Origin of the sequence: Conexibacter sp. W3-3-2 (assembly GCF_009707605.1) — a bacterium.
Taxonomy (GTDB): Bacteria; Actinomycetota; Thermoleophilia; order Solirubrobacterales; family Solirubrobacteraceae; genus Paraconexibacter; species Paraconexibacter algicola.
The window spans coordinates 889,866-915,384 of record NZ_WLYW01000001.1; the positions used below are offsets into that span (position 1 = coordinate 889,866).

Annotated in this window: 25 protein-coding genes, 2 tRNA genes and 1 riboswitch; of the genes, 12 read left to right on the forward strand and 15 right to left on the reverse strand. The window is 74.6% G+C overall.

What is annotated here, in order from left to right; all coding sequences use genetic code 11:
- Positions 1-70: 70 nt before the first annotated feature.
- A complete protein-coding gene (locus GKE82_RS04450; protein ID WP_107570542.1) occupies positions 71-1,531 on the forward strand; it encodes an MFS transporter in 1,461 nt (486 codons plus the stop codon).
- Between the two features lie 121 nt (positions 1,532-1,652).
- Here GKE82_RS04450 and GKE82_RS04455 read toward each other — a convergent pair whose 3' ends face one another.
- The 9 genes from GKE82_RS04455 to GKE82_RS04495 form a co-directional block, all read right to left on the reverse strand.
- Positions 1,653-2,063 carry a PPOX class F420-dependent oxidoreductase gene (locus GKE82_RS04455; RefSeq protein ID WP_154732448.1) on the reverse strand — a complete coding sequence of 137 codons (411 nt, stop codon included), beginning with the start codon at positions 2,061-2,063 and terminating at the stop codon, positions 1,653-1,655.
- 190 nt (positions 2,064-2,253) lie between these two features.
- Positions 2,254-3,672, reverse strand: coding sequence for a Re/Si-specific NAD(P)(+) transhydrogenase subunit beta (gene pntB, locus GKE82_RS04460; RefSeq protein WP_154732449.1), 1,419 nt, complete (start codon positions 3,670-3,672; stop codon positions 2,254-2,256).
- Between the two features lie 3 nt (positions 3,673-3,675).
- Positions 3,676-5,202: a Re/Si-specific NAD(P)(+) transhydrogenase subunit alpha gene (locus GKE82_RS04465; RefSeq protein WP_107570545.1), complete on the reverse strand. Its 1,527-nt coding sequence runs from the start codon at positions 5,200-5,202 to the stop codon at positions 3,676-3,678.
- 293 nt (positions 5,203-5,495) lie between these two features.
- Entirely contained in the window at positions 5,496-6,002 is a 507-nt protein-coding gene (locus GKE82_RS04470) for a prenyltransferase/squalene oxidase repeat-containing protein (RefSeq protein WP_196189052.1), read from the reverse strand.
- Positions 5,965-6,954: a DUF6580 family putative transport protein gene (locus GKE82_RS04475; protein WP_154732451.1), complete on the reverse strand. Its 990-nt coding sequence runs from the start codon at positions 6,952-6,954 to the stop codon at positions 5,965-5,967. The genes GKE82_RS04470 and GKE82_RS04475 overlap by 38 nt, the downstream gene beginning before the upstream one ends.
- Positions 6,951-8,606 (reverse strand): ATP-binding cassette domain-containing protein, encoded by a 1,656-nt coding sequence (locus tag GKE82_RS04480; protein WP_309233409.1) that lies wholly within the window; start codon positions 8,604-8,606, stop codon positions 6,951-6,953. The genes GKE82_RS04475 and GKE82_RS04480 overlap by 4 nt, the downstream gene beginning before the upstream one ends.
- Positions 8,603-9,484 carry an energy-coupling factor transporter transmembrane component T gene (locus GKE82_RS26785; protein ID WP_196189053.1) on the reverse strand — a complete coding sequence of 294 codons (882 nt, stop codon included), beginning with the start codon at positions 9,482-9,484 and terminating at the stop codon, positions 8,603-8,605. Before GKE82_RS26785 ends, GKE82_RS04480 begins: the two co-directional genes overlap by 4 nt.
- The gene (locus GKE82_RS04490; protein ID WP_196189054.1) at positions 9,481-10,452 is read right to left on the reverse strand and encodes a DUF4430 domain-containing protein; all 972 of its coding nucleotides are present in this window, start codon (positions 10,450-10,452) and stop codon (positions 9,481-9,483) included. Before GKE82_RS04490 ends, GKE82_RS26785 begins: the two co-directional genes overlap by 4 nt.
- Positions 10,453-10,457: 5 nt before the next feature.
- Complete coding sequence (locus tag GKE82_RS04495; RefSeq protein WP_154732453.1) at positions 10,458-11,654, reverse strand: hypothetical protein; 1,197 nt, start codon at positions 11,652-11,654, stop codon at positions 10,458-10,460.
- Between the two features lie 26 nt (positions 11,655-11,680).
- A riboswitch (cobalamin riboswitch) is annotated at positions 11,681-11,855 on the reverse strand.
- 32 nt (positions 11,856-11,887) lie between these two features.
- Here GKE82_RS04495 and GKE82_RS04500 point away from each other — a divergent pair.
- The gene (locus GKE82_RS04500) at positions 11,888-12,463 is read left to right on the forward strand and encodes a cob(I)yrinic acid a,c-diamide adenosyltransferase (protein ID WP_154732454.1); all 576 of its coding nucleotides are present in this window, start codon (positions 11,888-11,890) and stop codon (positions 12,461-12,463) included.
- The gene (cobS, locus tag GKE82_RS04505; RefSeq protein ID WP_196189055.1) at positions 12,460-13,206 is read left to right on the forward strand and encodes an adenosylcobinamide-GDP ribazoletransferase; all 747 of its coding nucleotides are present in this window, start codon (positions 12,460-12,462) and stop codon (positions 13,204-13,206) included. The genes GKE82_RS04500 and cobS overlap by 4 nt, the downstream gene beginning before the upstream one ends.
- Here cobS and GKE82_RS29735 read toward each other — a convergent pair.
- Positions 13,176-14,072, reverse strand: a complete 897-nt coding sequence (locus GKE82_RS29735) for a phosphatase PAP2 family protein (RefSeq protein WP_154732456.1) — start codon at positions 14,070-14,072, stop codon at positions 13,176-13,178. The genes cobS and GKE82_RS29735 overlap by 31 nt on opposite strands.
- Positions 14,073-14,149: 77 nt before the next feature.
- On the opposite strand from GKE82_RS29735, the gene GKE82_RS04515 reads away from it, so the two are divergent.
- The 6 genes from GKE82_RS04515 to GKE82_RS04540 all read left to right on the forward strand — a co-directional run bounded on the left by GKE82_RS04515 (position 14,150) and on the right by GKE82_RS04540 (position 18,037).
- Positions 14,150-14,362, forward strand: coding sequence for a hypothetical protein (locus GKE82_RS04515; protein ID WP_107570552.1), 213 nt, complete (start codon positions 14,150-14,152; stop codon positions 14,360-14,362).
- Between the two features lie 58 nt (positions 14,363-14,420).
- Positions 14,421-15,764, forward strand: a complete 1,344-nt coding sequence (locus tag GKE82_RS04520; protein WP_154732457.1) for a serine protease — start codon at positions 14,421-14,423, stop codon at positions 15,762-15,764.
- Entirely contained in the window at positions 15,761-15,970 is a 210-nt protein-coding gene (locus tag GKE82_RS04525) for a hypothetical protein (RefSeq protein ID WP_154732458.1), read from the forward strand. The genes GKE82_RS04520 and GKE82_RS04525 overlap by 4 nt, the downstream gene beginning before the upstream one ends.
- Positions 15,971-16,007: 37 nt before the next feature.
- Positions 16,008-16,901, forward strand: a complete 894-nt coding sequence (locus tag GKE82_RS04530; protein WP_154732459.1) for a calcium-binding protein — start codon at positions 16,008-16,010, stop codon at positions 16,899-16,901.
- Between the two features lie 78 nt (positions 16,902-16,979).
- The gene (locus GKE82_RS04535) at positions 16,980-17,750 is read left to right on the forward strand and encodes a hypothetical protein (RefSeq protein WP_107570555.1); all 771 of its coding nucleotides are present in this window, start codon (positions 16,980-16,982) and stop codon (positions 17,748-17,750) included.
- Positions 17,751-17,800: 50 nt separating this feature from the next.
- Positions 17,801-18,037, forward strand: a complete 237-nt coding sequence (locus tag GKE82_RS04540) for a hypothetical protein (protein ID WP_107570556.1) — start codon at positions 17,801-17,803, stop codon at positions 18,035-18,037.
- A 39-nt stretch (positions 18,038-18,076) separates the two neighbouring features.
- Here GKE82_RS04540 and GKE82_RS30555 read toward each other — a convergent pair whose 3' ends face one another.
- Positions 18,077-19,960: a PKD domain-containing protein gene (locus GKE82_RS30555; RefSeq protein WP_309233410.1), complete on the reverse strand. Its 1,884-nt coding sequence runs from the start codon at positions 19,958-19,960 to the stop codon at positions 18,077-18,079.
- 179 nt (positions 19,961-20,139) lie between these two features.
- Here GKE82_RS30555 and GKE82_RS29740 point away from each other — a divergent pair, with 179 nt between their 5' ends.
- Positions 20,140-20,262, forward strand: a complete 123-nt coding sequence (locus tag GKE82_RS29740; protein WP_255450661.1) for a hypothetical protein — start codon at positions 20,140-20,142, stop codon at positions 20,260-20,262.
- A gap of 97 nt (positions 20,263-20,359) precedes the next feature.
- On the opposite strand, the gene GKE82_RS04550 is transcribed toward GKE82_RS29740, so the two are convergent.
- Together GKE82_RS04550 and GKE82_RS04555 are read right to left on the reverse strand one after the other, a co-directional pair.
- Positions 20,360-20,432 (reverse strand) — tRNA-Glu (locus GKE82_RS04550).
- A gap of 112 nt (positions 20,433-20,544) precedes the next feature.
- Positions 20,545-21,144 (reverse strand): hypothetical protein, encoded by a 600-nt coding sequence (locus tag GKE82_RS04555; protein WP_154732460.1) that lies wholly within the window; start codon positions 21,142-21,144, stop codon positions 20,545-20,547.
- Positions 21,145-21,257: 113 nt separating this feature from the next.
- On the opposite strand from GKE82_RS04555, the gene GKE82_RS04560 reads away from it, so the two are divergent.
- Positions 21,258-21,341: transfer RNA gene (locus tag GKE82_RS04560), tRNA-Leu, on the forward strand.
- A gap of 55 nt (positions 21,342-21,396) precedes the next feature.
- On the opposite strand, the gene GKE82_RS04565 is transcribed toward GKE82_RS04560, so the two are convergent.
- Together GKE82_RS04565 and GKE82_RS04570 are read right to left on the reverse strand one after the other, a co-directional pair.
- Positions 21,397-22,479: a hypothetical protein gene (locus GKE82_RS04565; RefSeq protein ID WP_154732461.1), complete on the reverse strand. Its 1,083-nt coding sequence runs from the start codon at positions 22,477-22,479 to the stop codon at positions 21,397-21,399.
- 54 nt (positions 22,480-22,533) lie between these two features.
- Positions 22,534-23,607 (reverse strand): UDP-N-acetylmuramate dehydrogenase, encoded by a 1,074-nt coding sequence (locus tag GKE82_RS04570; RefSeq protein WP_154732462.1) that lies wholly within the window; start codon positions 23,605-23,607, stop codon positions 22,534-22,536.
- A 99-nt stretch (positions 23,608-23,706) separates the two neighbouring features.
- On the opposite strand from GKE82_RS04570, the gene GKE82_RS04575 reads away from it, so the two are divergent.
- On the forward strand, positions 23,707-25,398 hold the full coding sequence (locus GKE82_RS04575) for a B12-binding domain-containing radical SAM protein (RefSeq protein ID WP_154732463.1): 1,692 nt from the start codon (positions 23,707-23,709) through the stop codon (positions 25,396-25,398).
- The last annotated feature ends 121 nt before the right edge of the window (positions 25,399-25,519 follow it).

The following is a 25,519-nucleotide window of genomic DNA, read 5'->3' on the forward strand; positions in this document are numbered from 1 at the left end:
GTATCGTCCCGCGCCGCACAACCGGAACCACGATTCCTCTTTCCCCTCTCCCCCCTCCCTCCCCTTCTCCATGACCGACACCACCGCCCCGGACCGCACGAAGTGGCTGGCCCTCGCCCTCCTGGCGATGGCCCAGTTCGTCGTCGTGCTCGACGCCTCGATCGTCAACGTCGCCCTGCCCACGATCGGCGAGAAGCTCGACTTCACGCGCGAGAACCTCACGTGGGTCGTCAACTCCTACACGCTCGTCTTCGGCGGCTTCCTGCTGCTCGGCGGGCGCCTCGCCGACCTGCTCGGCCCGCGCCGCATGTTCCTCGGCGGCATGGTCGTCTTCGGGCTCGCGTCGCTCGCCGGTGGCTTCGCCCAGAACGAGGCGCAGCTGATCATCGCGCGCGTCGTGCAGGGCCTCGGCGCCGCGATTATCTCCCCCGCCGCCCTGTCGATCGTCACCCGTACCTTCGCCGAGGGCAAGGAGCGCAACACCGCCCTGGGCGTGTGGGGCGCGGTCGCCGGCTCCGGCGGCGCGGCCGGCGTGCTGCTGGGTGGCGTGCTGACCGAGTTCCTCTCCTGGCGCTGGGTGCTGTTCGTGAACGTGCCGATCGCCGTCGCCGTCGTGCTCGCCACCCCGCGGCTGCTGCAGGAGTTCACGGGCCGCCGTGACCAGGCGTTCGACTTCGCCGGGGCGGTCACCGTCACCGGCGGCCTCGCGCTGCTCGTCTACGCGCTCGTCGACGCCGAGAGCGCGGGATGGGGCTCCACGCAGACGCTGGTCCTGATCCCCGCGGCGCTGGCGATCCTGGCGGCGTTCGTGGTCATCGAGACCCGCCAGAGCTCGCCGCTCGTGCCGTTCTCGATCTTCCGGCTGAAGACGCTGCGCGGCGCGAACATCGTCGGCCTGCTCGTCGGGATGGGCCTGTTCTCGATGTTCTACTTCATCACCGTCTACATGCAGTTCGTGCTCGGCAAGGACGCGCTGGCGACCGGTCTCGCCTACCTGCCGCTCGCGCTGACGATCATCTTCGCCGCCGGTGCCGCGTCGCAGCTGGTCACGCGCATCGGGTTCAAGAACACGCTGATGATCGGCCTGCTGCTCGTCGGTGCTGGGCTGTTCTGGTTCTCGCGCGTGTCCGCGGACGGCTCCTACGCGGCCGACGTGCTCGTGCCGTCGATCATCGCGGGCGCCGGCCTGGGGTTCTCGTTCGTCCCCGTGACGATCGCCGCGGTCACCGGCACCAAGCCGCAGGAGGCGGGCCTCGCCTCCGGCCTCATCAACACCTCCCAGCAGATCGGCGGGGCGCTCGGTCTCGCGATCCTCTCGACGATCGCGACCGCCTCGACCAACGACGCGGCCGGACCGGCCGGGCAGGTCACGCCGCTGGCCCTGACCGAGGGCTACCGCGACGCGTTCCTGGTCGGCTCGATCTTCGCGCTCGTGGCGGTCGTGCTGTGCCTGACGATCATCAGCAGCCGGGACTCGCGCGAGCAGGCCGAGGCCGCCCGCCGCGGCGAGGCCGCGCCGGTCGCGGTCTGAGCCCGGCCGGACCGCAGCTCGCGGGCCCCGCGAGCTGGCGTCCGCCATCCTCGCCCGCCGCCCGTCGGCGGACCCCAGCTCGCGGCGCCCGCGAGCTGGGGTCCGGCGGGCGGCGGCGCCGTCAGCGCACGTGCTGCACGCGCTGCGGGCGGATGCGCAGCAGGACCCGCACGTCGCCCTCGCGGTGGAACGGGTAGCGGTCCTGGCCGAGGTACTTCTTCGCCATCCGGTCGCCGTGCTCGAACGCGCCCTCGGTCGCCTCCGAGGCGACCTCGCCGCTGATCGACACGTACTCGTAGGGGTTCTCGCGGTCGGCGAGGGTGATCGTGATGTGGCCGCGGTCGCGCACGTTGTGCAGCCAGCGGCGCCGCTCCTCGGTGTTGAGGAGGACCTCGTCGCCGTCGACGTCCACCCACGTCGGGACGGTCAGGATGCTGCCGTCCTCGCGCAGGGTCGAGACGAAGGCGAGATTCGGCTGCTCGAGGAGCGCACGGACGCCGTCGTCGAGGGTCGGGTTCGGGTTCGTCGCCATGCCTCGAGGCTAGCGCGGCGCCCTCCACGCCCCACCGGCCGCCGGACGGCTGACCTGAGCTCGCGGGGCCCGCGAGCTGCGGTCCGGCGGGCACGGGTGCGGGAACGACCGAGGGGGCGATGCGACCGGTCCCCGCGCGCGGCGGGGTCGATCGCATCACCCCCTCGGGTGACGCAGGGCGACGGTGGCGCTACATCGCGCGGAGGATGTCCTCCACGCGGTCCTTCGCGTCGCCGAACAGCATCGCGGTGTTCTCCTTGAAGAACAGCGGGTTCTGCACGCCCGCGTAGCCCGACGCCATGGAGCGCTTGAACACGATGACGTTCTCGGCCTCCCAGACGTTGAGGACCGGCATGCCCGCGATCGGGCTCGACGGATCGTCGTTGGCCGCGGGGTTGACGGTGTCGTTGGCGCCGATGACGAGGACGACCGACGTCTCCGGGAAGTCGTCGTTGATCTCGTCCATCTCGAGGACGACGTCGTACGGCACCTTCGCCTCCGCGAGGAGGACGTTCATGTGCCCGGGCAGGCGGCCGGCGACCGGGTGGATGCCGAACCGCACCTCGACGCCCTGGTCGCGCAGCTTGCGCGTCAGGTCGGCGACGCCGTACTGCGCCTGGGCGACCGCCATGCCGTAGCCGGGCGTGATGATCACGCTCTTGGCGCTCGTCAGCAGGTCGGCCGCGCCCTGCGCGTCGATCTCGCGGTGCTCGCCGTAGTCCTTGGCCTCCCCGGACGGCGCCTCGATGCCGAAGCCGCCGGCGATGACGGAGATGAACGAGCGGTTCATCGCCTTGCACATGATGTAGCTCAGGTACGCACCCGAGGACCCCACCAGCGCGCCGGTGATGATCAGCAGGTTGTTCGAGAGCAGGAAGCCGGACGCGGCGGCGGCCCAGCCGGAGTACGAGTTGAGCATCGACACGACGACCGGCATGTCGCCGCCGCCGATCGAGGCCACGAGGTGCAGGCCGAGCGCGAGCGCCAGCACCGTGATGAGGATCAGGGCGACCAGCGTCGGGTCGGCCGTGAACCACACGGTCAGGACGCCGAACAGGCCGAGCGCCCCGAGGTTCAGGTAGTTCTTGCCCGGCAGGACCAGCGGGTCGGACTTCATCTTCGCCGACAGCTTCAGGTAGGCGATGATCGAGCCCGTGAAGGTCACGGCACCGATGAAGATGCCGATCGCGACCTCCGCGTGATGGATGCCGAGGAGGTCGAGCGCCTCCAGGCGCAGCGCCTCCTCCCCGTCGAGGTGGTTCTCGACGTGCAGGTACCCGTTCCAGCCGACGAGCACGGCGGCCATGCCGACGAACGAGTGCAGGAGCGCGATGAGCTCCGGCATCCCGGTCATCTCCACGACGCGGGCGCGCTGCAGGCCGATGGCCGCACCGATCACGGTCGCGGCGAACAGCAGGACGAGCCCACCGGTCTGGATGTCCTGGTCGATCGCCAGCACGATCGTGGCGATCAGGGCGGTCGCCATGCCGGCGATGCCGTAGGTGTTGCCCAGCTTGGCCGTCTCGTGACGGGACAGGCCGGCCAGGGCGAGGATGAAGAGCAGGGCCGCGACGATGTACGCGGCCTGTGCGGCGATGTCGGCGCTCATGGTCTAGCTCCTGGTGAACATGGCGAGCATGCGCCGCGTGACCGCGAAGCCGCCGAAGATGTTGATGGACGCCAGCAGGATGGCCAGCGCGGAGACGATCGTGATCGCGTCGTCGCCCTGCCCGATCTGGAGCAGGCCGCCGACGACGATGATCCCGGAGATCGCGTTGGTCACCGACATGAGCGGCGTGTGCAGCGCGTGGTGCACGTGCCCGATCACGTAGTAGCCGACGACGATCGCCAGCGAGAACACGAACAGCTGGTTGATCAGCGCGTTCGGGGCCTGCGAGACGATCAGGAAGAACACGAGCGCGGCGACGCCGACGATCGTCAGGCGCTTCTCGTCGGTCATCGGCGCGGGGGGCTCCGCCGCGGGCGCCGGGGCGGCCGCGGGCGCGGCGGCCGGGGCCGCGGAGACCTCGACCTTCGGCGGCGGCCAGGTCAGCTCGCCCTGGCGGACGACCGTCATGGCGCGCTGCACGACGTCCTCGAAGTCGAGCACGAGCTGCCCGTCCTTCTCCGGCGTCATCAGCTTCATGAGGTTCACCAGGTTGGTGCCGTAGAGCTGCGACGCCTGGGCGGGCAGGCGGCCCGCGAGGTCGGTGTAGCCGATGATCGTCACGCCGTTGTCGGTGACGACCGCCTCGCCGGCGACCGATCCCTCGACGTTGCCGCCGTTGATCGCGGCCATGTCGACGATGACGCTGCCCGGCTTCATGCTCGCCACCATCTCGGCGGTGATCAGGCGCGGCGCGGGCCGGCCCGGGATCAGCGCGGTGGTGATGAGGATGTCGACGTCCGGGACCTTCTCGGCGTAGAGCGCCGCGGCCCGCGTGTTGTAGTCGTCGGACATCTCCTTGGCGTAGCCGGTGGCGCTGACCTCGACCTCGTCGGACTCGACGCTGAGGTACTCGCCGCCGAGCGACGCGACCTGGTCGGCGACCTCGGGCCGCGGGTCGGTCGCGTAGACGATGGCGCCGAGGCTGCCCGCCGCGCCGATCGCGGCAAGGCCGGCGACGCCGACGCCCGCGACGAGCACGGTGGCGGGCGGGACCTTGCCCGCCGCGGTCACCTGGCCGGTGAAGAAGCGCCCGAAGACGTGGGCGGCCTCGACGACGGCGCGGTAGCCCGCGATGTTCGCCATCGACGACAGCACGTCGAGGGACTGGGCGCGCGAGATCCGCGGCACCGCGTCCATCGAGAGCGCCGTGATCGGCCGCTTCGCGAGGTCCTCGACGATCTCCGGCTTCAGCATGGGCGACAGCAGGCTGATCAGCGTGGCGCCCTCCTTCAGGCCGTCGAGCTGCGCCGCCGTCGGCGTGTTCACGCCGAAGACGATGTCCGCGGCCAGCGGGTCGCCGACGGTCGCGCCGGCCTCCGCGTACGCCTCGTCGGAGAAGCTCGCGGCTGCTCCGGCTCCCGGTTCGACGACGACCTCGTAGCCCAGCTTCAAGAGCTGCGCGACGGTCGCCGGAGTGGCGGCCACGCGGGTCTCGCCCGCCTGCGCCTCCTTCAGAACCCCGATATTCACGTCCTCATCACGTCGGCGAGGGTAACGAAACCGGGGCGTCGACGCCCCTCAGCGGGACACGCACCGTGACCGGTCAGAGCGTCCGAGCAGGGCGGCCCTGACAGGGCGCGTCGGGACGCCCTGTCAGCGGATGGGGAGCGGACGGCGCGCGAGCGCCGCGACGGCCTGCGCGGTCACCCACACCGGGGTCTGCACGCGCGTGCGCGAGTACCTGACGCTCCCGTCCCCCGCCTGCAGCGAGCGCAAGTAGGCCAGCGGCGAGCGGGACCCCCGGCGGGTCACGCGGTCGGGGTTCACCCCGGCGGCGAGGAACGCCTGGACGGCGAACGCGGTGGACTGCGCGTTGGACGCGCTGCCCGGGGACAGCGGGAACCCCCGTCGGCGTTCTGGCGGCGGCGCAGGAACGTGACGGCCTTGCTGATCGCCCCGCCGCGCCCGCGGCCGCGGCGCGCCGCGACGAGGCCCTGGACCGCCGCGGCGGTGTCGTCGATCCCGCTGGAGGCGCCCTTGCGGGCGAACGAGAAGCCGCCGTCGCGGTTCTGCTGGCGCAGGACGAAGCGGGCGGCCCCGACGACCGCGCCGTCCCCGGCGCTGCGGCCGCCGGCGCGCAGGGCGAGGATGCCGAACGCCGAGAGGTTCGTGAGACCGTCGAAGGAGCCATCGCGGTCGCGGCGGCCGACGAGGACCGCGATGAGGTTGCGGCCGCCGACCCGGCGCGGGTCGAGGCCGGCCGCGCGCGCGGCGAGGATCGTGCGCTCGAGGTCACCGGTGGCGGAGACGCGCCGGGCGACCGCGGTCACGTAGTCGCGGGCGGTCCGCCCTCCCCCGACGCGGACCGCGCTCGCGCGCACGCCCGCGGCGCGCAGGCCGAGCACGACCCAGCCGGAGTACAGGGGGCTCGACGCCTGCCCGCGGGCCCCGCCGAAGCCGCCGTCGCGGTTCTGCGCACGGCGCAGGAACGTGGCGCCGCGGCGCGCCGCGCTGCTCGCGGCCGCCCTCGGCGGTCGGCGTCGCGGCGCGGGGCTGCGCCGACGCGACCCCGCCGCTCCCGGTCACGGGCCCGGCGGCGAGCAGCAGGCCGCCGGCGAGCACGAGCGCGACGAGCGCCGCGGGCACGACCGGTGCGGCGCTCGCGGGGACCGCCGGGCGCCAGGTGATCTCGAAGCGCGAGCGGTAGCGCATCAGCGCGCGGACGAACACGGGTCCGAACGCCAGGCAGAACACGAGGTTGCCGATCGCGTGCGCGAGGTTGAAGGTCAGCGACGTGCCACTGATCGCCAGGTACTGGTCGAGGGTGTGCGTGCCGCTGTAGGACACCCAGGCGCTGAAGTCGAGGATCGCCCCGTAGATCAGGCCGGCGCCCAGGCACGCCAGGGCCAGCGGCCAGCGGCCCAGCCGACGGCCGCTGAGCGCTCCGAGGCCCGCGCCGATCAGGCCGCACAGGCCCCAGGCGCCCATCTGCCACGGCGTCCACGGGCCCTGCCCGAAGACGATGTTCGACGCCAGCGCTCCGACCGCGCCGACCGCGAAGCCGGGAGCGCCGCCGAGGACGTAGCCGGCGAGCAGCACGATGTCGGTCGTCGGCTTGACGTTCGGCAGCGGCGCGAACGCGATCCGGCCGAGCGCGGCGAGCGCGGCGAGCGTCGCGACGAGCGCGAGCACCTTCGAGGTCGGGTGGGAGCGCTCGTACCACCAGAACCCCGCGAACAGCGCGAGGCCGAGGATGGTGAACGCGGCGAGCGGCCAGGTCATGGTCGGACCTCCAGGGTCTGCAGTCGGCGCCGCAGCAGCTCGGCGCCCTCCTCGGGCAGCAGCGCGCCGCCCTCCCCGCCCAGGATCCGGGCGGTCTCGGTGGCGAAGTACCAGCCGCCGGCGAGCACGTCGCGCGGGGCGCCGTCGGCGATCGGCCGACCGTCGGCGAGCAGCACGACGCGGGTCGCGAAGGCGGCGGCGAACTCGGTGTCGTGCGTGGCGACGATCACGGCGGCGCCGTCGCGGGCGGCCGCCCGTAGGCGCTCGGCGAGGTCGCCCTTGTCGACCCGGTCCATGCCGCGCGTCGGCTCGTCGAGCGCGAGCACCGCCGGGGCGGGCCCGTCGCCGACGACGATCGCGAGCGCGAGCCGCTGGCGCTGGCCGCCGGAGAGGTCGCGCGGGTGGCGGTCCTCGAGGCCGTCGAGGCCGACCGCGTGGAGCGCCGCGGCGGGCGCCTCGTCACCGACGCGCTCGTGCAGCACGTAGTCGCCCGGGTGCTGGAGCAGCAGCGCGACGCGACCTGCGGCGCTGACGGTGCCGCGGGTGGCGTCCTGCAGGCCCGCGAGGTGGCGCAGCAGCGTGGACTTGCCGGCGCCGTTGCGGCCCATGAGCGCGACGCACTCGCCGGGCTCGACGCGCAGGTCGACGGCGCGGAGGATCGTGCGGCCGCCGGGCAGCTCGTGCCAGAGGTCGCGGGCGGCGACCGCGGCGCCGTCGTCGGACGGGCGGCGCAGCAGGCGGCCGACGGCGGCGAGCGGTCCGCCCGCGTCGACGGTCGCGCCTTCGGCGTCGGGAAGCGGCGCGGGACCGACCGCCTCCTCGTCGGCGAGCAGCCCGTGGCCGCGCAGGGTGCCGCGCGCGTCCTTGACCCCGGCGGGCGGGGGGCGCAGCCCCGCGCGCTGGAACAGCCGCGCCCCGGGGGTCAGGAGCGCCGGGTGGTGCTCGGCCGCCCAGTGCAGGAACGCGCGGGGCGCGGCGTCGCAGGCGATCCGCCCGTCCTGCATGACGACGACCCGGTCGGCGTGCCCGAGGCAGCGCTCGAGCCGGTGCTCGGAGAGGACGACCGCGGTCCCCCACTCCTCGTTGAGGCGGCGCAGCAGCCAGACGAGCTCGTCGCCGGCGACCGGGTCGAGCTGGGAGGTGGGCTCGTCCAGGAGCACGATCCGCGGGCGGCCGGCGAGCGCGGCGCCGAGCGCGACGCGCTGCAGCTCCCCGCCGGAGAGCTCGTGGGTGGCGCGGTCGAGCAGGCCCTCGATGCCGAGCGCGAGCGCCGCCTCCTCCACCCCGCGCGCGACGGCGGCGGGGCCGTGCCCGCGGTTCTCCAGCGGGAACGCGAGCTCCGCCCGGACGGTGCCCATGACGGTCTGCGACTCGGGGTCCTGGAAGAGGCTGCCGACGACCCCGGCGAGGTCGGCGGGTCCGTGCTCGCGGGTGTCGAGGCCGCCGACGAGCACGCGTCCGGCGAGCGTGCCGCCGTGGAAGTGCGGGACGAGGCCGTTGGCGGCGCGCAGCAGCGTCGACTTGCCGGAGGCGGAGTCGCCGGCGAGCACGACGAACTCGCCGGGCTCGATCGTCAGCGACACGTCCTGCAGCGCGGGCAGCGTCGCGTCCGCGTACGTGTAGGTGAGTGCGTCGACGCGCAGGACGCTCACGGCTCGATCCCCCGGCGGTCGAGGAACGGCAGGACGCTGACGAGCACGATCGCGCTGGCGACGGCGAGCTCGCCGGGCCCGACGGGCGCCTGCAGCAGCGGGTAGGCCTCGAAGCGCCCGATCCCGGCGAGCGCGGAGCCCGCGAAGAGCAGCACGAGGACGAGCGCGGCGGCGAGGAACGCGAGGTCGTGCCGCGACCAGGGACGGTGGGCGGGCCGGGCGCGGTGCGTGGCGCCGTAGCCGCGGACCTCGAGCGTCGCCGCGACGTCGACGGCCCGGTCCAGCGCGCCGGACGCGACCGCCCGGAGGATCACCACGCGGTCGGCGCGGCTGGGTCCGGCACCGTCCGGAGCGACCGCGCGCGAGCGGCGCGCGAGCTCGAGGCGGCGGCCGTCGCGGGCGAGCACGGGCACGAGCCGGGTCGCGAGCGTCGCGGTGAGCGCCGAGCGGAACGACACGCGGCGGAAGAGCTTCAGCAGCTCGTCCGGGTCGACACAGGCGGTGAAGAGCGCGAAGGCGAGCGCGACGACGACGATCCGCGCCCCGAGGATCACCCCGTAGAGGAGCGCCTCGACGGTGAGGTCGACCTGGCCGAACGGCGGGATCTCCCCGAGCCGCGCGAACACGGTGAGACCCTCGCGCACGACCAGCGGGTTGATGAGCCCGAAGACGATCGCGAGCGGGACGACGTACTTCGCGGTCCGGCCGAGGTCGGCGAGCACGCCGGCGCCGGCGGCGCTGACGAGGACGGCGGTGGCGACGGCGCCGAGCAGGAGCGGGTGCTCCAGCAGGGCGCCGGCCGCGAGCACGAGGCAGAAGAGGGCCCCGGCGGACGCGCGGGTCGCGTGCAGCGGGCTCGCGAGCCGCCGGTAGGTCACGGCGTGGCGGGCGCGGCGGTCGTCGGGACCTCGGGCAGCCCCAGACCGCCGTCGGGGGCGCCGCCGCCGCTGGCGTAGGCGAACTTCCGGGCGAGCGTCGCCGGGTCCAGGGCGCTGGTCGCGGCGCGCAGGCCGGTGTCGTCGGTGCCGGTGAGCACCCAGACGGGCGGGGCGTCGTCGACGCGCACGGCGGCGACGAGACCGGCACCGGGGCCGAGCGTCCGCGTCGTCCGGCCGCGCGGGTCCAGCACCGCGATCGACCTGCCGTCGGCGGCGGGTCGCGCGTAGACGCCGCTGACCTTCGGGCCCTGCTCGAGCTGGCGGACGGTCTTGTCGGCCCGGATCTGCTCGTAGCGGCCGACGATCACGCGGATCGTCTCGGCGGCGAGCGAGCGCTGCAGGCCGCCCTTGCCGACGACGATGCCGAGGCTGACGAGCCGGTCGCGGACGGCGTCGCAGGTCGTGCTCTCGAGCTCGACGCACTCGACGCGGACGGGCAGGCGCTTGCCCTCGACCCCGTGCACGAACGGCTCCGGGTAGGTGCCGACGACGGCGGGCACGTCGTTGGTGAGGCCCCAGTCGTGGTGGTCCCACCAGACGTGGTCGCCCTCCTTGACCTCGTAGGAGGTCGCGCCCTCCTGCGAGAGGACGCCGTTGACGTAGAAGAACCAGTCGACCGGCCGGCCGTCGCGGGTGCCGCCGGCGACGCCGTCGATCGACTGCACGAAGCCGCCGCCGTAGCGGGTCTGCACCTTCGCGTTGCGCTGCAGGAGCCGCATGACGGTGTCGGCGCCCCGGGACTGCGGGTCGTCGCGCTCGTCGAGGACCTTCGTGCCGAAGTCCTGGGTGATCGTCAGGCGGGTGTCGGTCGGGGTGGCTCCCGCGCCCAGCCCGCAGGCGGCGAGCGTCGTGCTCGCCCAGACGAGGGCGAGCAGCGCGGCGAGGCGGCGGACGGGACGCGGGCGCACGGTCATCAGGACACGAAGAACACGACGCGGTTGCGGCCGCGCTGGAGCGTGCGGTCGACGTTGCCGGTGCTGTCGGTGCTGCGGACGTCCAGAACGTAGCGGCCCTTCGGGAGCGCGGACGGCAGCAGGTAGGACCAGTCGGCGCTGGTGCCGGCGTCGAAGAACGTCGCGTTCGCGGCGCCGCACTTCTTGGTCGTGACGAGCCGCTCACGGGCCCCGTCGAACCGCTGGCAGGTCCGGCCGTTGGTGCGGGTCAGCCGCAGCTGGACCTTGGCGATGCCCTGGGCGTCGGTCGCGCGGCCCGCCAGGGTGCGCGGTCCCTTGCCGCGCGCGAACCGCTGCTGCTCGGTGACCGAGGCGATGCTGCCGCCGGGGGCGCGGGTGTCCTTCGTGCCGCAGAGCCCGTCGTCGCCGAGCGTCTGGCAGGGGGCGGGCAGCGTCGTCGGCTGCGGCGCGGGCGGCTGACCGGGCTTCGTGGTGCCGCAGAAGCCGTCGGCGCCGTCGGTGACGCAGACGGTGACGGCGGGCGAGCGCGAGTCGATCACGAGGCCGCCGGTCTGCGTGCCGGGCAGCGACGCCTTCAGCGTCGTCTCTCCACGCTGCGTGAGCGTGACCGTCGCCTTGCCGTCGGCGGCGGTCGTGACACCCGCGCCGCGGATGGTGGCGCCGCCGGCCGGGGCCTTGACGCCCTCGCCGGGGCTCCCGGTCGGCGCGGTGTACTTGTCGACCTGCACGGTGAAGGGGGTGCCCGGCGAGACGCGGGCAGGGGCGCCGGTCAGCGTCAGCGGGACGACGGTCGGCTCGAACGAGCTGCCGCTGACGTCGGCCATCATGACCACGCGATCGCCCTCCGCGACGACGTCGCTGCACGCGCCGCCGCCGTACTTCTCGTTGAGCCACTCGCCCCAGTAGTCGTTCTGGGTGAAGGTGTGGCTCTCGCCGAGGATCGTCGAGGTGAACGCCTGCCGGTCCCAGTTGCCGGCCGTCGCCTTCTCGATGGCGGCGGCGACCGTGTTGGCGGGGCAGTTCCCCGGGGCGGGCGTCGGGCGCCCGTCGAGCGTGACGGTCGTCTGCTCCAGCAGCGTCGCGCTGGCGCCCTCGATGCGGACGGTGACGGTGGGCGCCGCGAGGGAGACGGCCGGCGCCGCGAGCGCGACGGCGGTGAGGGTGGCGGCCAGGAGGCCGCGGGTGGCGTGCTGCATGGCAGGCAACCCCTTTCCACGAGGGTCGTGTGCTGGTGGTCGGAGGCAGGTCTCCTGGCTCCCGGGCCTACCCCTCCGCGCCTTCCCGTGGTCGATGACCCGGTGGCGTCGTGCGGGGGGCGTCCCCGGTCACAGTGGCGGGTCCGCGCCGGATTCGCACCGGACTTCCCTTCACCACCGACCTTGAACGCGGGGAAGTCTACGCGCGCGACGCATCTGACATCGTTGCGGCCATGACCGTCAACCTCACCCGCATCTACACGAAGCTCGGCGACGGGGGCGAGACGCACCTCGGGGACATGAGCCGCGTGCCGAAGACGCATCCGCGGATCGAGGCGTACGGCGACATCGACGAGCTGAACTCGCAGATCGGCGTGACGATCACGGTCGACGGGCTGCCGGAGCGGTACGTCGCCTGGCTGCAGCGCGTCCAGAACGACCTCTTCGACCTCGGTGCCGACCTGTCGGTCCCGGAGCCGGAGCCGGCCGCCGACGGGGAGGCGCCCGCGCGCGAGCGGCTGCGCGTGCGCCCTGAGCAGGTGGCGTGGCTCGAGTCGATCTGCGACGAGGTCAACGCGACGCTCGCCCCGCTCAAGAGCTTCATCCTGCCGGGCGGCACCGCGGCCGCCGCGCACCTGCACGTGTGCCGCACGGTCTGCCGCCGCGCCGAGCGCCGCTCGATCCTGGTGACGGACGCCAACCCGGAGGTCGTGCGCTACCTCAACCGGCTCTCCGACCTGCTGTTCATCCTCGCGCGCGGCGCCAACGGCGACGCCGAGCCCCTCTGGGAGCCCGGCCGCTACCGGTGAGCGGGCCGCTCGCCGACGCGCGGACCGCGGTCGCGTTCCTCACGCGCATCCCGGTCTCCGACGGCCGGACGCTCGACGCCGCCGGGCTGAGCCGGGCGGCGATGTGGTTCCCGGCGGTCGGGCTGCTCGTCGGCGGCGTGCTCGGCGGCACCCGGCTGCTCGCCGACCTCGCGGTCGATCCGGCCCCGGCGACGTTGCTGGCGCTGTTCGCCGCGATCGTGATCACCGGCGGCTTCCACGAGGACGGGCTCGCCGACGTGTCCGACGCCTACGGCGCGCACGTCACGCGCGAGCGGCGCCTGGAGATCCTGAAGGACTCGCGGGTCGGCACCTACGGGGGCCTGGCCCTGGTGTTCATGGTGCTGCTGCCGTTCAGCGTCCTGGTCGGCCTGTCCGGCGAGGACGTGCTGCTGGCCGCGCTGACCGCGCACGTGCTGGGCCGCTGGTCGGTCCTCCCCCACTCGCTGCTCGCGGCGCCCGCGCGCGCGGGTGGATCCGGGACGCTCGTGCGCGCGACGCCGGTGGGCCTGGCGGTCACGTCGGTCTTCGCGGTGGCGGTCGCGGTGCTGTGCGCCGGGGTCGGGCCGGGACTGCTGGCGGTCGGCGTCGCGGTAGTGCTGACGTTCGGCGGCGGGCTCGTGCTGGCCCGGCAGTTCGGGGGCGTGACCGGCGACAGCTTCGGCGCGGTCAACAAGGTCGTCGAGCTGGCGACCTACGTGGTGCTCGCGGCCGCCTGGTCCTGAGCGTCGGCGACCGGTCCGCCGAGCGTGCGTGCGAGCGCGGCGGCGAGCAGCGCGGCGAGCCCGGCGATCGCGATCGCCCCGGCCGTCCACGTCGGGCGCGTGAGCGTGTACTCGGCGACCTTGCCGGGTCGGCTGAACGCCACGGCCCCGACCATTGCGGCCGCGCCGGCGCCGAGCGCGATCGGCCCGACGGCGTCGATCGGCCGCGCCTGCCCGTCGCGGACGAGCGCCCAGCGGGGGCGGCGCTCGGGTCGGCGCTGCTCGGCGAGGGCGAGTGCGGTGACCGCGAGGAGCACCCACATCGCGGCGTTGAGGAAGCCGCCGATCACGTCGGACGGGAAGTGCCAGCCGAGCGCGAGGATCGAGTAGCTGACGCAGATCGCGAACGCCCCGCCCGCGGCCGCGGCGGTGGGCCGCAGGCGCGGCGGCATCGCGAGCACGGCGAGCAGGCCGAGCGTCATCGACGCGCTGGCGTGCCCGCTGGGCCAGGAGGCGGCGGCGATCTGCCCGTTGCCGAGCCAGTCCTCGTAGCGCTCGGTCGCCAGCAGCGGCTTGAGCAGCGTGGTGGTCGCGCCCGCGCAGACCAGGACGACGGGGATCAGCGCGGCGAGCCGCACGCGACCGCGGGCGAGCGCGACGAGCGCGAGCGAGAAGCCGATGAGGCCGTAGGCGTCGGGGTCGGCGAGGTGCGCGATGCGGTCGATGATCGGCGTGACCTCGGGCTGGTTGAGCCCGACGAACCCCTGCAGCGTGGCGCTGTCGCGGAACTGGGCGCGCGGTGAGAGCAGCGCGATCGCGCCCGTGACGGCGAGGCCGACGAGGCACATGAGGGCGCCGAGCGCGGGTGGTCCGGGACGACGGAGCACCCTTCCAGGGTAGCGGGCGTCCTGCACGGTCCCGCCCGGTCGCAGGGGGACGCCGACGCGCCGCGAACTCCCCGTCCATGAGCAGCGTCGGCGAGATCCCCAGCTGGGTCGGCACGCGCGTGGAGGGCCTCGACGGCCGTCCGGTCGGGCGCGTGGAGGCGGTGCAGATCGCCGACCGGGCGGCGTGCCCGACGGGGCTGCTCGTGCGCCTGTCCGACGGCTCGCGGGCGCTGGTGCCGCTGCAGGGCGCCCGCCGCGGTCCCGGGGTCGTGCGCGTCCCCGTGCACTGATCGACCGGATCCGCGACGATCGCCGCCAGTTCCGGGGCCGGCGGTCGTTCCCGCCTGCATGCCCCTCGCCCGGATCGCGCTCCTCGCGACGCTGCCCCTGCTGCTCCTGCCCGCCGCGGCGGACGCCCAGAAGCGGATCGTCGGCGGCGGGCCGACCGCGCCGGGCGCCTACCCGGCACAGGCGCACCTGCGGATCGACCTCGGCGCGGCATCCCTGTCGTGCGGTGGCACCCTCATCTCGCGCACGAAGGTCGCGACCGCCGCCCACTGCCTCGACGCGGCGAACTACGCGCTGCCGCTCGTCGTGCCCCGCCCGGTCGCGATCGCGCCGGAGCGCGTGACGGTGTCGCTGGGCTCCGACCTCGCCGGCCAGGGCGACCGGCAGGTCGCGTCCGCCGTCCAGCTGCATCCGGACTACGACCCGCGCACGTCGGCCAACGACGCCGCGGTGATCACGCTGCCACAGCCGGCGACCCAGCAGCCGCTGAGCGTCGTCGACCCCGCGGTCGACGCGGCGTCCTACGCGACCGGCCGTCCCGCGGTGGTCATCGGCTGGGGCCGCACGACCGACGGCGGACAGGCGTCCGCGCGCCTGCTCGAGGTCGAGGTGCCGGTGGTGAGCGACGCGGACTGCAACGACGCGAACTCCTACGCGGGCAGCCTCGTGGTCGACGTGATGCTGTGCGCGGGCCTGCCCGAGGGCGGGAAGGACTCCTGCCAGGGGGACTCCGGCGGGCCGCTGATGACGCGCTCGAGCGGGGCGCTGAAGCTCGCCGGGATCGTGTCGTTCGGCGACGGCTGCGCGGCGCCACAGAAGTACGGGGTCTACACGGAGGTCGGGGCGGCCGCGATCCAGGGCTTCCTGGCGACCGCGGCCGGCGCGCCGCCGAAGGCGACGGTCGACGCGGTAGCCGGGGCGGTCGCGGGGCGGGCCACGACGGTCCGCGTGAGCGCGAGCGATCCGACCCCGGGCGGCGGCATCGCCGCGGTGGCCTGGGACCTCGACGGCGACGGCGCGTTCGACGACGCCACGGGCCTGAGCGCGCCGTGGATCCCCACGGCGGCCGGTGACCAGGCGGTGCGGGCGCGCGCCAGCGACAGCGACGGGATGGTCGTCGTCGCCGAGCGGGTCGTGACGGTCGCCGCCCGCGGCTCCGAGGGCACGGCCGCGTCGCCGTCGGTCTCCGGCGCGTCGGCCGGGTCGACGCCCGCGGGGTCGACGCCCGCCGGGTCCCCCCGGCCGGGTCCGCGACGGCGACGACCACCACGGCGTCCGGTGTCGCCGCGGCCGGTGGGCCCGCGTCGCAGTCCGGGGCGGCGGGCACCGGGAGCGGGCGGGCGCGGCTCGCGACGGTCAGCGCCCGCGGGGTCCGCGGCACGCTGCGGCTGCGCGGCACCGTGACCGGGACGACCTGCCGCGCCGCGCGCGTCCGGGTGACCGTGACGCGCTCCGGGCGCCGCGTCGCGCGCCGCACGGTCGCGGTCGACGGGCGCTGCGCGTTCGGTGCGGCGCTGCGCCTGCGCGGCCGCCTGACGATCGGGCTGGAGCTGCTGCAGTCCGACGGCACGGTGACGCGGCTGGGGAGCCGCACGCGCCGCGTGTCCTAGTTCCCCGCGAGGCGGTGCGTCCTGCCAGACTGCTCCGATGGTCCGCATCTCCACCCTGCTGCTCGCCGTGGTCCTGCTGCTCGGCGCCTCCGTCGCCGTCGCCAAGTCCGTCGACGGCGGCCGCGGACCCGACCGCCTCGGCGGCACCGGCGCGGAGGACCGCCTGTCGGGCAACGGCGGCAACGACCGCCTGCGCGGCCTCGCGGGCGACGACCGGCTGAACGGCGGCACGGGCAACGACGACGTCGACGGCGGCCCCGGCGAGGATCAGATCGACGGCGGCCAGGGCGACGACAAGATCGTCGCCGGTCCCGGCAACGACACGGTCGAGGGCGGCGACGGCCACGACACGATCTACGGCGGCGAGGGCGACGACGTGATCCGCGGCGGCCGGGCCGGGGACACGATCTTCGGCGGTCCCGGCGACGACGTGATCTATGGCGGCAGCGCCCCGGACACCGTCGACTGCGGGCCGGGCGACGACGTCGCCTACTTCAACCTCAACAGCGAGCGGCGCACCCGCTACCGCAACTGCGAGACGCTGCGCAAGGAGGAGACCCAGCCGGTGCGCTCCTGCGCGGCGGGCGGCACGGGCGCGGCGGAGACGGTCATCGGCACCGACGGCGCGGACACCTGCTTCGGTCGCGGCGGCAACGACTACGTCGAGGGCGCGGGCGGCAGCGACCAGCTGTTCGGCGGCGAGGGCGACGACGAGCTGTTCGGCCGCTTCGGCGACGACCGGATGGACGGTGGCCCCGGGAACGACGTGCTCGAGGGCGGCCGCGGGAACGACACGCTCTTCGGCGGCGAGGGGAACGACCGCATCAACGGGGGCTTCGGCACCGACGTCATCGACTGCGGCCCCGGATCCGACATCGCCACCGTGAGCGGCGACGACCGCACCGTCAACTGCGAGAAGGTCAACCGCTGATCGGGCGCCCTGGCGCGCTTGCGCGCCGATTGTCGCAGTTGGGGTAGGAATTGGCCGGTTGCGGGGAAATACCGGTCCATGAGCGAAACCCCGACGACCACCCCAACGTCCGACGCTCCGGCCACGACGCCTGCCCCGACCCCGGAAGCGACATCGGTTACGCCATCGCCGACGCCTGATCCGGCCCCGGCCGAGACCACCGCGTCCGCGACGTCGACCGAGCCGCCCGCGGCCACGACGCCCCCGCCCGCGCCGCCGAAGCCCACCGGCCCGTCGCTCGGTGAACGCGCCGCCCGCAAGGCCGGTCACGGCGCGGAGAAGGCCGCGCGCAAGGCCGGCCAGGGCATCGAGCGCGGCACGCGCGCCGCGTGGCGCGGCCTCGCCGAGCGTCGCGGCCTGCGGGTCGCGCTCGCGGGCGCCGTCCTGCTGCTGGTGGCGCTGCAGCTCGGCACCGACTCGGCGCTCTCGGTGCCGCTGCTGGTCGTCGGCCTCGTCATGGTGATCGCCGGCTCGATGGGCCCCCGCCTGCGCGGCCGCTTCTCGCTGGAGTTCGGGCCCGAGGGCACGACGATCGAGGTGCAGACCCACATCGCCGCCCCCGGCAAGGTCGCGCAGCCCGCGCCCGCGCTCCCGGCCGGTCGCCCGCGCATCGCGCTCGTGCACTCCGCCCCGGCCGCCGTCGAGGCGCCCGACGCCGCGCCGCAGCCCGCCGCCTCCCTCGGCCCGGCCACGGACGCCGAGCCCGAGCCGCAGGACGCGCTCGTCGTGGAGGGCCACGGCGAGACGATCGAGATGGACGTCGAGCAGCTCCGCGCGCTGCTGGCCGCCGAGCGCGGCGCCGCGTCCTGACCCACCCGCTGCCGTCCCGCCACGCCGCCCGGCCCCGTACGCTGGGCGGCATGGCGCAGGACGGCTACCTCGACGTCGCCTGGATCGGCGGCCCCTACGACGGCGCCGACCTGCCGCTGCCGACCCTGTACCGGGGAGCCGCGGTGGTCGACATGCCCGATCCGGCGACCGCCTACGCCGACGGCGGCCTGGAGCCCGCGATCTACACGGGCCCGACGCACCGCTACGCCCTCGCCGACGAGGCGACGCAGCTGCGCGCGACGTTCCTCGAGACGTCGGGCGGCTGAGCGCCGGGCGTTGCTCCGCGGCGCTCGGCGGAGCCGCCGTCAGCGCCGCACGACGAAGGTCAGCCGCACCGGCGTGGACCGCTTGCCGTCCGCGATCGCGGTGAGGACGAGGCGGTAGCTCCCCGGGACCAGCCGACGCCCCTTGAGCCTCGGGGTGAACGCCCGGCGACGGCTCCCGGCCGGCAGCGTCTTCGTCGTCGGCAGGGACCCGACGGTCCGGAAGCGGGTCCCGCGGCGTCGCTGCAGCACGAACGCGACGCGCGCCCGCCGGTCGAGCGTGAACCGCAGCACGAGGCCCGCCTGCGTGGCGCGGAAGCGGCGCCGGGAGAGAGACGCGCGGGTCAGGCGCGGCGCGCGCGGCGCCGTGGTCGGCGGGGTCACGACCGGCGGCGGGGTGACGACGACCGGCGGTGCCGGCGCTGCGGCGACGTCGATCGTGCCGGTGGCCGTCGCCGTCTGGCCGGTCGGGTCGGTGACGACGACCTTCCACGTCCGCTGCCCTGGTGCGTAGCTGTGGCTCACGCTCGGCCCGGCGCCGCCGGTGCCGTCGCCGAAATCCCACGTGTAGGTGAGCGCGTCACCGGCGTCGGGATCGGTCCCGGTCGCGGTGAGCGTGACGACCTGGCCGCCGGTGGCCGTGGCCGGGACGGTCGCGGCCACCGCCGGGGCGCGACGCTGGTACTCGAACGCGCCGACGTCGGCGGCCGGCCCGACCTCGCGCGGGTCGCCGCCGAGGTCGAGCTCGCCGGGCGAGGCGACGAAGGCGGGCGGCTCGCCGACGTCGATCAGCGGCGAGTCGAACCGGAGCCGCGGGTCGCTGTCGGAGACGAAGCCGAAGCTCGGCGCGAGCGCGTCCTGGACGAGGCTGCCGCCGCCGCCGCTGGTGACCTTCGCGGGGCTGCTGTCGTAGGCGGAGCGCCGGGTGGTCACGGACATGGACCCGCCGGCGTTGCTCTGCTCGCGGCGGATCGAGAGTCCGAAGCCGCTGATGATCGAGCGCTCGAGGAAGACCTGTGTCGTGTCGGTGTTGTTCACCGCTGCGCGGACGCCGACCCCACGGAGGTTGGCCGCGGCGCTGCCGTCCGGGGGGCCGATGAGCGTCGTGTTGAGGATGTTCGCGGTGTAGCCGCTGTCGCCGCTCTGCACGTCGATGCCGCTCAGGGAGGCGGCGGGGGCGTCGATCCGCACGACGCTGTCCCGGACGGTCGCGGCCCGGGTGATGACCACCCCGGTGGTCCGGGCCGTGATCCGGAGCCGGTCGAGCAGGACCGGCAGGGCGGAGAAGCCGGTGGCCACGCCGATCCCCGCGTCGATCGCGACGTCGCGGACGAGGCTGATGTTGCCGCCGGTCAGGCGCAACCCGATACCGCTCGCGCCGGCGACGCTCGTCCCCCCGATCCACTGGAAGGTCGCGCCCGAGACGACGTTGTCGGCACCGACGCCGGCGGGCTGGTCGGGGTTGAGGACGTCGACGCGCTCGAGCGTCAGCCCGCGGGCGGCTCCGGAGGTCGGTCCGACGATGCCACGGTGCATCGCCCCGGGGGTCGCGCGGACGGTCAGGTCGCGGATCGTGGTGATCCCGGTCGCCACGTCGGTCCGCAGGACGTCGGCGGCGTTGCTCGTCGTCAGGACCGTCTGGCCGCGACCGGCCCCGACGACCGTCGTCGGGTCCGTGTTGTTGACGTCCTTGACCGAGAACGGAACGGCGGACGTGTTGGTGTAGGTGGCGGCTCCCAGCCGGATGGTGCTGGCCTCCCCGTCGCTGGCGGCCGTGTCGAGCGCGTTCTGCAGCTCGGTCTGCTCGAACGTGTCGACGGCCGCACAGCCGGTGGCGGGCTTGACGCAGAACGTGCCGGCCGAGGCGACGCCGGGGGCGCCGAGGCCGACGAGGAACAGGACCGGGACGAGTGGGAGACGGCGCACGGCGGGCAGTCTGCCACCGACGGGACCGAGGTGCGAGGCCTCGATGCACTTCGCCCCGGCGCTGCGATGGTGCGCCCGCCAGGTCGGCATGCGGGCGGCGGCCCGGCGGACCGTCCTGCGCCGCGTCGCGCCGTAGCGCGGGCAGGGCCCGCCTCCGGGCCACGACAGGGTCGCGCGGGATGCGCCTGACCTGGGCGGGACACGTGCGCGCCTGGAGCGCCGCGGTCCGGCGGTCGATCTCCTGGGTCGCGCTGTCGCAGGCGGGCCCGGTGCGCCTGCGCGTGGTCCTGGACGACGTGTGATGCCGCCGCGAGCGGCGAGCCGCGGGCGACTGCCGTGCACCCGGCAGCAGCCTCCCCGAGAACGACGAAAGCCCCGGTGTTCCGGGGCTTTCTGAGGTACCGCTACGGGGATTCGAACCCCGGTTTCCGCCGTGAGAGGGCGGCGTCCTAGTCCCCTAGACGATAGCGGCGCGGGGAACGGCAGAGTAGCAAGAGACGCGCGACGGCGCGGTGCGGGCGGTGGGACACGCCCGGCGCACCGCGCCGTCGGGCTCTCGGGGCGCGGTCGGGGACCGCGGCGCCCTACGACCCGGGGGTCGGGGTCGGGGCGGGGGTCGGCGCCGGGGCGGGAGCGGGCTTCGCCGGCTTCGGGTCGTCGAACTTCACGCGACGCAGCTCGACCTTCGGGGCGTCGGTCGACGCGTCCTTGCGGCCGTGGCGGTGCTCGACGCGGCCCTCGAGCTTCACGCGGTCGCCGGCGCGCACGTCGGCGAGGTCGACCTTCTGGTCACCGGTGCGGTCGTCGGTCTTCACGGAGAGCTTCGCGTCGTCGAGCGTGAAGGTCGTCTCCTTCGTCACGACGGTCTTCGGGCCGCGCTTGGCGGTCCGGACCTTCTTGCTCGTCTTCACGACGACCGTGCCGTCGACGGTGCCGTCCGGGTTGACCGTCAGCGCCTGCGACACGAGCGTGCCGTGGACGTCGAACGCGTGCCAGTGCGTGCGATGCCCCTTCTTCTCGCCGCGGTCGCCGCGGTCGCCGTCGTCCGGGCGGTCGTGGCCGACGGGCGCCGTCTTGACCGGCTTGACGTCGAGCTTCTCGGCGTGCTCGGGCTTGTCGGCGACGGCCGTGGCGCTCAGGGACAGGGAGGCCAGGCCGGCCAGGATCAGCGGGGACTTGCGCATCATGCGACTCCTCGGGTGGGGTACGCCTGTCCGAACGCGGCACCCGGCCGGAGGTTGGAGAGTGACGTCGGACGTCGTCGCGCGCGCGGTTTCGCTATCGTCGCCGCTCGCCTGCGGATGTGGCGGAATTGGTAGACGCGCGGCGTTCAGGTCGCCGTGGAGGTAACTCCGTGGAGGTTCGAGTCCTCTCATCCGCACTGCAGGCCCGAGGCCCCCGGCACCCGCCGGGGGCCTCGCCCGTTCCGGGGCGGATCAGCGACGCCGGGCGGTGAACCGGGCCGTGCCGCTGCAGACGCCCTGGGAGAGCTCGGCGATCCCGTCACGCAGCGTCCCGCCGACGAGCCGGCCGCTGATGCGCGTCGCGGTGCCCGACCGCGACGCGACGGCGACGAAGCTCCCGTCCGGGGCGATCCGCGCGCGCGGGACCAGCGCCGTCGCCGCCTGCGTCGTGAAGGCCGACACGAGGCCCGGGGTCGGGCACAGCAGGCTCACGGCGACGCGCAGGTCGCGGATCTCCCGTCCCACGACCCGCAGGCCCGTCACCCCGCCGCCGGACCAGCGGCCCGCGCGGACCGCCGTCCGCGGAGCCGACGCGGAACGCACCGCGACGGTCCGCTCCGCGCTCGTGAGCACCTGTCCACCGACGGTCAGCCGGGCGCGCACGCTCCCGCGGGGAAGGGTCGTGGTCACCCGGGCGCGGCCCGCGGCGACCGTCCCCCGCCCGGCGCGGACCCACCGACCGGCGGCGCGCCGCTCGACGTCGACGACCGTCCCGGCCGGCACCCCCGCCCCGGCCTGCACGGTCGCGATGACGGGGAATCCCGCGTAGCGTCGCGCCGGGAGCGCGAGCGCCGGGCGCGCCTCGGTGACGAGCCGGAAGCGCTGCACCGGCCCGGTCTCGAACGGCGGTGCGCATCCCGCGCACAGCCTGGAGACCTGCCAGTACCAGGTGCCGGGGGTGAGCTGCGGCGCCGGGACGGCGGTGCTGCCCAGGAGCGCCCGGCAGGTGTTCGGGTCCTGCGGGGTCGAGGAGCCCGTGACGCGGGCGACGGGGTTCGCGAGGCGGCCCTCCGCGTCGAGCGCCGGCGAGGCGGACATGAGCACCGCGTAGTCGGTCTCCCCCGCCAGCCGCGGGTTGCCGTCGCCGAAGTCCTGCGTGCGGTAGAGCGGGCACGCGTACGACACGGGGATGCCCGCGGCCGCGGTCGGCACGGTCGCCTCGGGCGCGGGCGACAGCGGCGTGACGGGCGGGTCGCCGGGCAGGGCCCGGGCGGTGCCGCCGCCGAGCGCGAAGAGGACGGCGGCGAGGAGCAGGGTCGGGCGTGCGCGGCTCACGAGACGCGATCGTAGTCGCGTCTGCCGCGGCCGGCCAGGTCCCGGCGGCGGGCCTCAGAGCGTGACGCCGACGAGCACCGGCTCGGGGACGAGCCGCACGCCGAAGCGGACCTCCACCCCGTCCCGCACGTCGCGGGCGAGCGTCAGCAGGTCCGCGGTGGTCGCGCCGCCGCGGTTGGTCAGCGCGAGCGTGTGCTTCGTCGACAGCGCGACCCGGCCCCCGAGCCCGGCCGGCCCCGCGTAGCCCTTCGCGAAGCCGGCCCGCTCGATCAGCCAGGCGGCGCTCGTCTTGACGCGGCCGTCCGCCTCCGGGTAGCGCGGCGGCTCGAGGTCCGCCCCGGCCCGCTCGACGAGCGCCGCGAACGCCTGCGGCTCGAGGATCGGGTTCGTGAAGAACGACCCGGCGCTCCACGTGTCGTGGTCAGCCGGATCGAGCACCATGCCCTTCCCCGCGCGCAACCCGAGCACCGCCTCGCGCGCGGCCGCCAGCGGCACGGCCGCTCCCGCCTCGACCCCGAGCGCGCGCGCGAGCTCCCCGTAGCGGGCGGCCCCGCCGTCCGGATCGCGGCGCAGCGCGAACGTCACCGCGAGGATCGCGAAGCGGTCGTCCCCCTTGAAGCGGCTGTGGCGGTAGGAGAACGCGCAGTCGGCGGCGGCGAGCTCGACCACCGCGCGCTCGACCCGGTCGTACGCGCGGACCGCGACGATCGTCTGCGCGACCTCCTGCCCGTAGGCGCCGACGTTCTGGATCGGCGTGGCCCCGGTCGCCCCCGGGATCCCCGCCAGGCACTCGACGCCCGCCAGGCCGTCGGCGACGCACCGCGCCACCACCGCGTCCCACGGCTCACCGGCCGCGACCTCGACGTGCACGAGCCCGTCCGCGCCGGGTGCGTCGCGCACCGTCACGCCCCGGGTGGCGACGTGCACGACGGTGCCGTCGTAGCCGTCGTCGGCGACGACGACGTTGCTGCCGCCCCCCAGCAGCAGCGTCGGACCGCCCTCCGGGTCGGGGGTCGCGACCGCCTCGACGAGCTCCTCCTCGGTCGTCACCGTGACGAGCCGGCGGGCCGGCCCGCCCAGGCGGAGCGTCGTCAGACGGGAAAGCGATGCGTCGGCGCGGAGGCTCATCGGGGTCCCGGATGATCGCAGTGGACGCTGGCGCGCCGCCCCTTCACGCCCTACTGTGCGCGAAACGGACGTCTCTTGGGGAAGGGATTCAGGGTGGGGATGAAGATCGCGCTGGTGTCGCTGGAGGACGGGATCACGGCCTGCGGGTTCCGCAAGTTCGCGGCCCGCGCCGCCGAGCTCAACGAGGACACCACGACGTACTACGTGTCGACGAGCCGCTGGGCCACGGTCCGCGGGGCGATCAAGGGCACGATGGGCGACCAGGGCGACCTGACGTCCGGCCAGATCGACGAGATCGTCGCCGGCCTGCGCGGCGCGGACCTCGTCGGCTTCAGCTCGATGACCGGCTACGCGAAGCTCACGCACCGCATCATCGAGCGGCTGCGCGAGACCGCGCCGGACACCTACCTGATCTGGGGCGGCATCCACCCGATCATCCACCCCGAGGACGCGATCACCGCCCCGGTCGACGCGATCTGCACCGGGGAGGGCGAGTTCGCGTTCGAGCAGCTGCTGCGCCGCCTCGAGGCCGGGGAGCGCCCGACGGACGTGAAGAACTTCTGGTTCCGCGACGGCGACGGCGAGGTCGTCCGCAACAGCTTCCTGCCGCTGATGACCAGCGCGATGATGGAGGAGCTGCCGTTCCCCTCCTACGGCGCGGACGGCGAGCAGATCTACCGGCTCGGCCACGGCTTCGAGGACATGACCCTCGACGACTACCTCGCCAACGACGGCCTGAGCTACACGGCGCTGTGGTCGATCGGGTGCCCGTTCCACTGCACGTACTGCGGCAACACGGCGTTCATCGCCAACGACCGCACCTACAAGAAGATCCGCCACCCCTCCGCGCGGTACATCGTCGAGGAGATCAAGGCGGTCCGCCGCCGCTTCCCGCACCTCAGCCAGGTCAGCTTCCTGGACGACTCGTTCATGGCCATCCCCTACCGGCAGATCGAGGAGTTCGCCGAGCTCTGGCACGACGAGGTCGGCCTGCCGTTCGCGGTCTACGGCGTGATCCCGAACTACGTCAAGCAGGACAAGTTCGAGATCCTCACCTGGGCCGGAATGAACCGCGTCCGCATGGGCGTGCAGTCCGGCTCCGAGCGGATCCTGAAGTTCTACCAGCGCCCCTCGCCGCCGCCGAAGATCCTGGCCGCCGGGAAGGTCATCGCGTCGTTCTCGCCGCGGTACCACATCCCCCCGGCCTACGACATCATCATGGACAACCCGATCGAGACGCGACAGGACGTCGTCGACACGCTCGAGCTGCTCTACGAGATGCCGCGGCCGTACACGCTGCTCATCTACTCGCTGAAGGTCATCCCCAACACGGAGCTGGCCCGCGCGATGGAGGAGGAGGGCATCGACCTCGAGGAGATCTCCTCCTCCTACCTGTGGATCCCGCCGCGCGCCGGGAACCTGCTGCTCTACCTGCTGGCGATCGTGCGCCCGCCGCGCTGGCTGTTCGACCGGCTGCTCACCCATGTGCGGGCGAGCAGCGAGCCGCAGAAGGAGTACCCGCGCCTGGGCATGGTGCTCCGCACCGGGTACCTCGCCAAGCGCGCGCTGCAGCACCTGTGGTTCATGGACTTCTCGATCATCCCCGGCCGGGCGGGCTACCTCGCCTGGCGGGTCGGCGCGGTCGGCTTCTGGCAGAAGCACGTGCGCCGGCGCATGGAGCGGCCGGCCCCCAAGCCGCGTCCCAAGCGCGAGATCGTGCTCCCGGACGTCGCGGTGATCCCGCCGTCCCCCGCCGATCCGGCGCTCGACAAGCCGCCGATCGTCGGCTAGGGTCGCACCTCCCGTACTCGCGGGAGGTTCATCTCATGACCGTGTCCCGGACGCACAACCGCCCCGATGTCCGACGCCTCTCCGGCGTCACGCATCGCGCCGCGTCCGCGCCCCGGTCCTG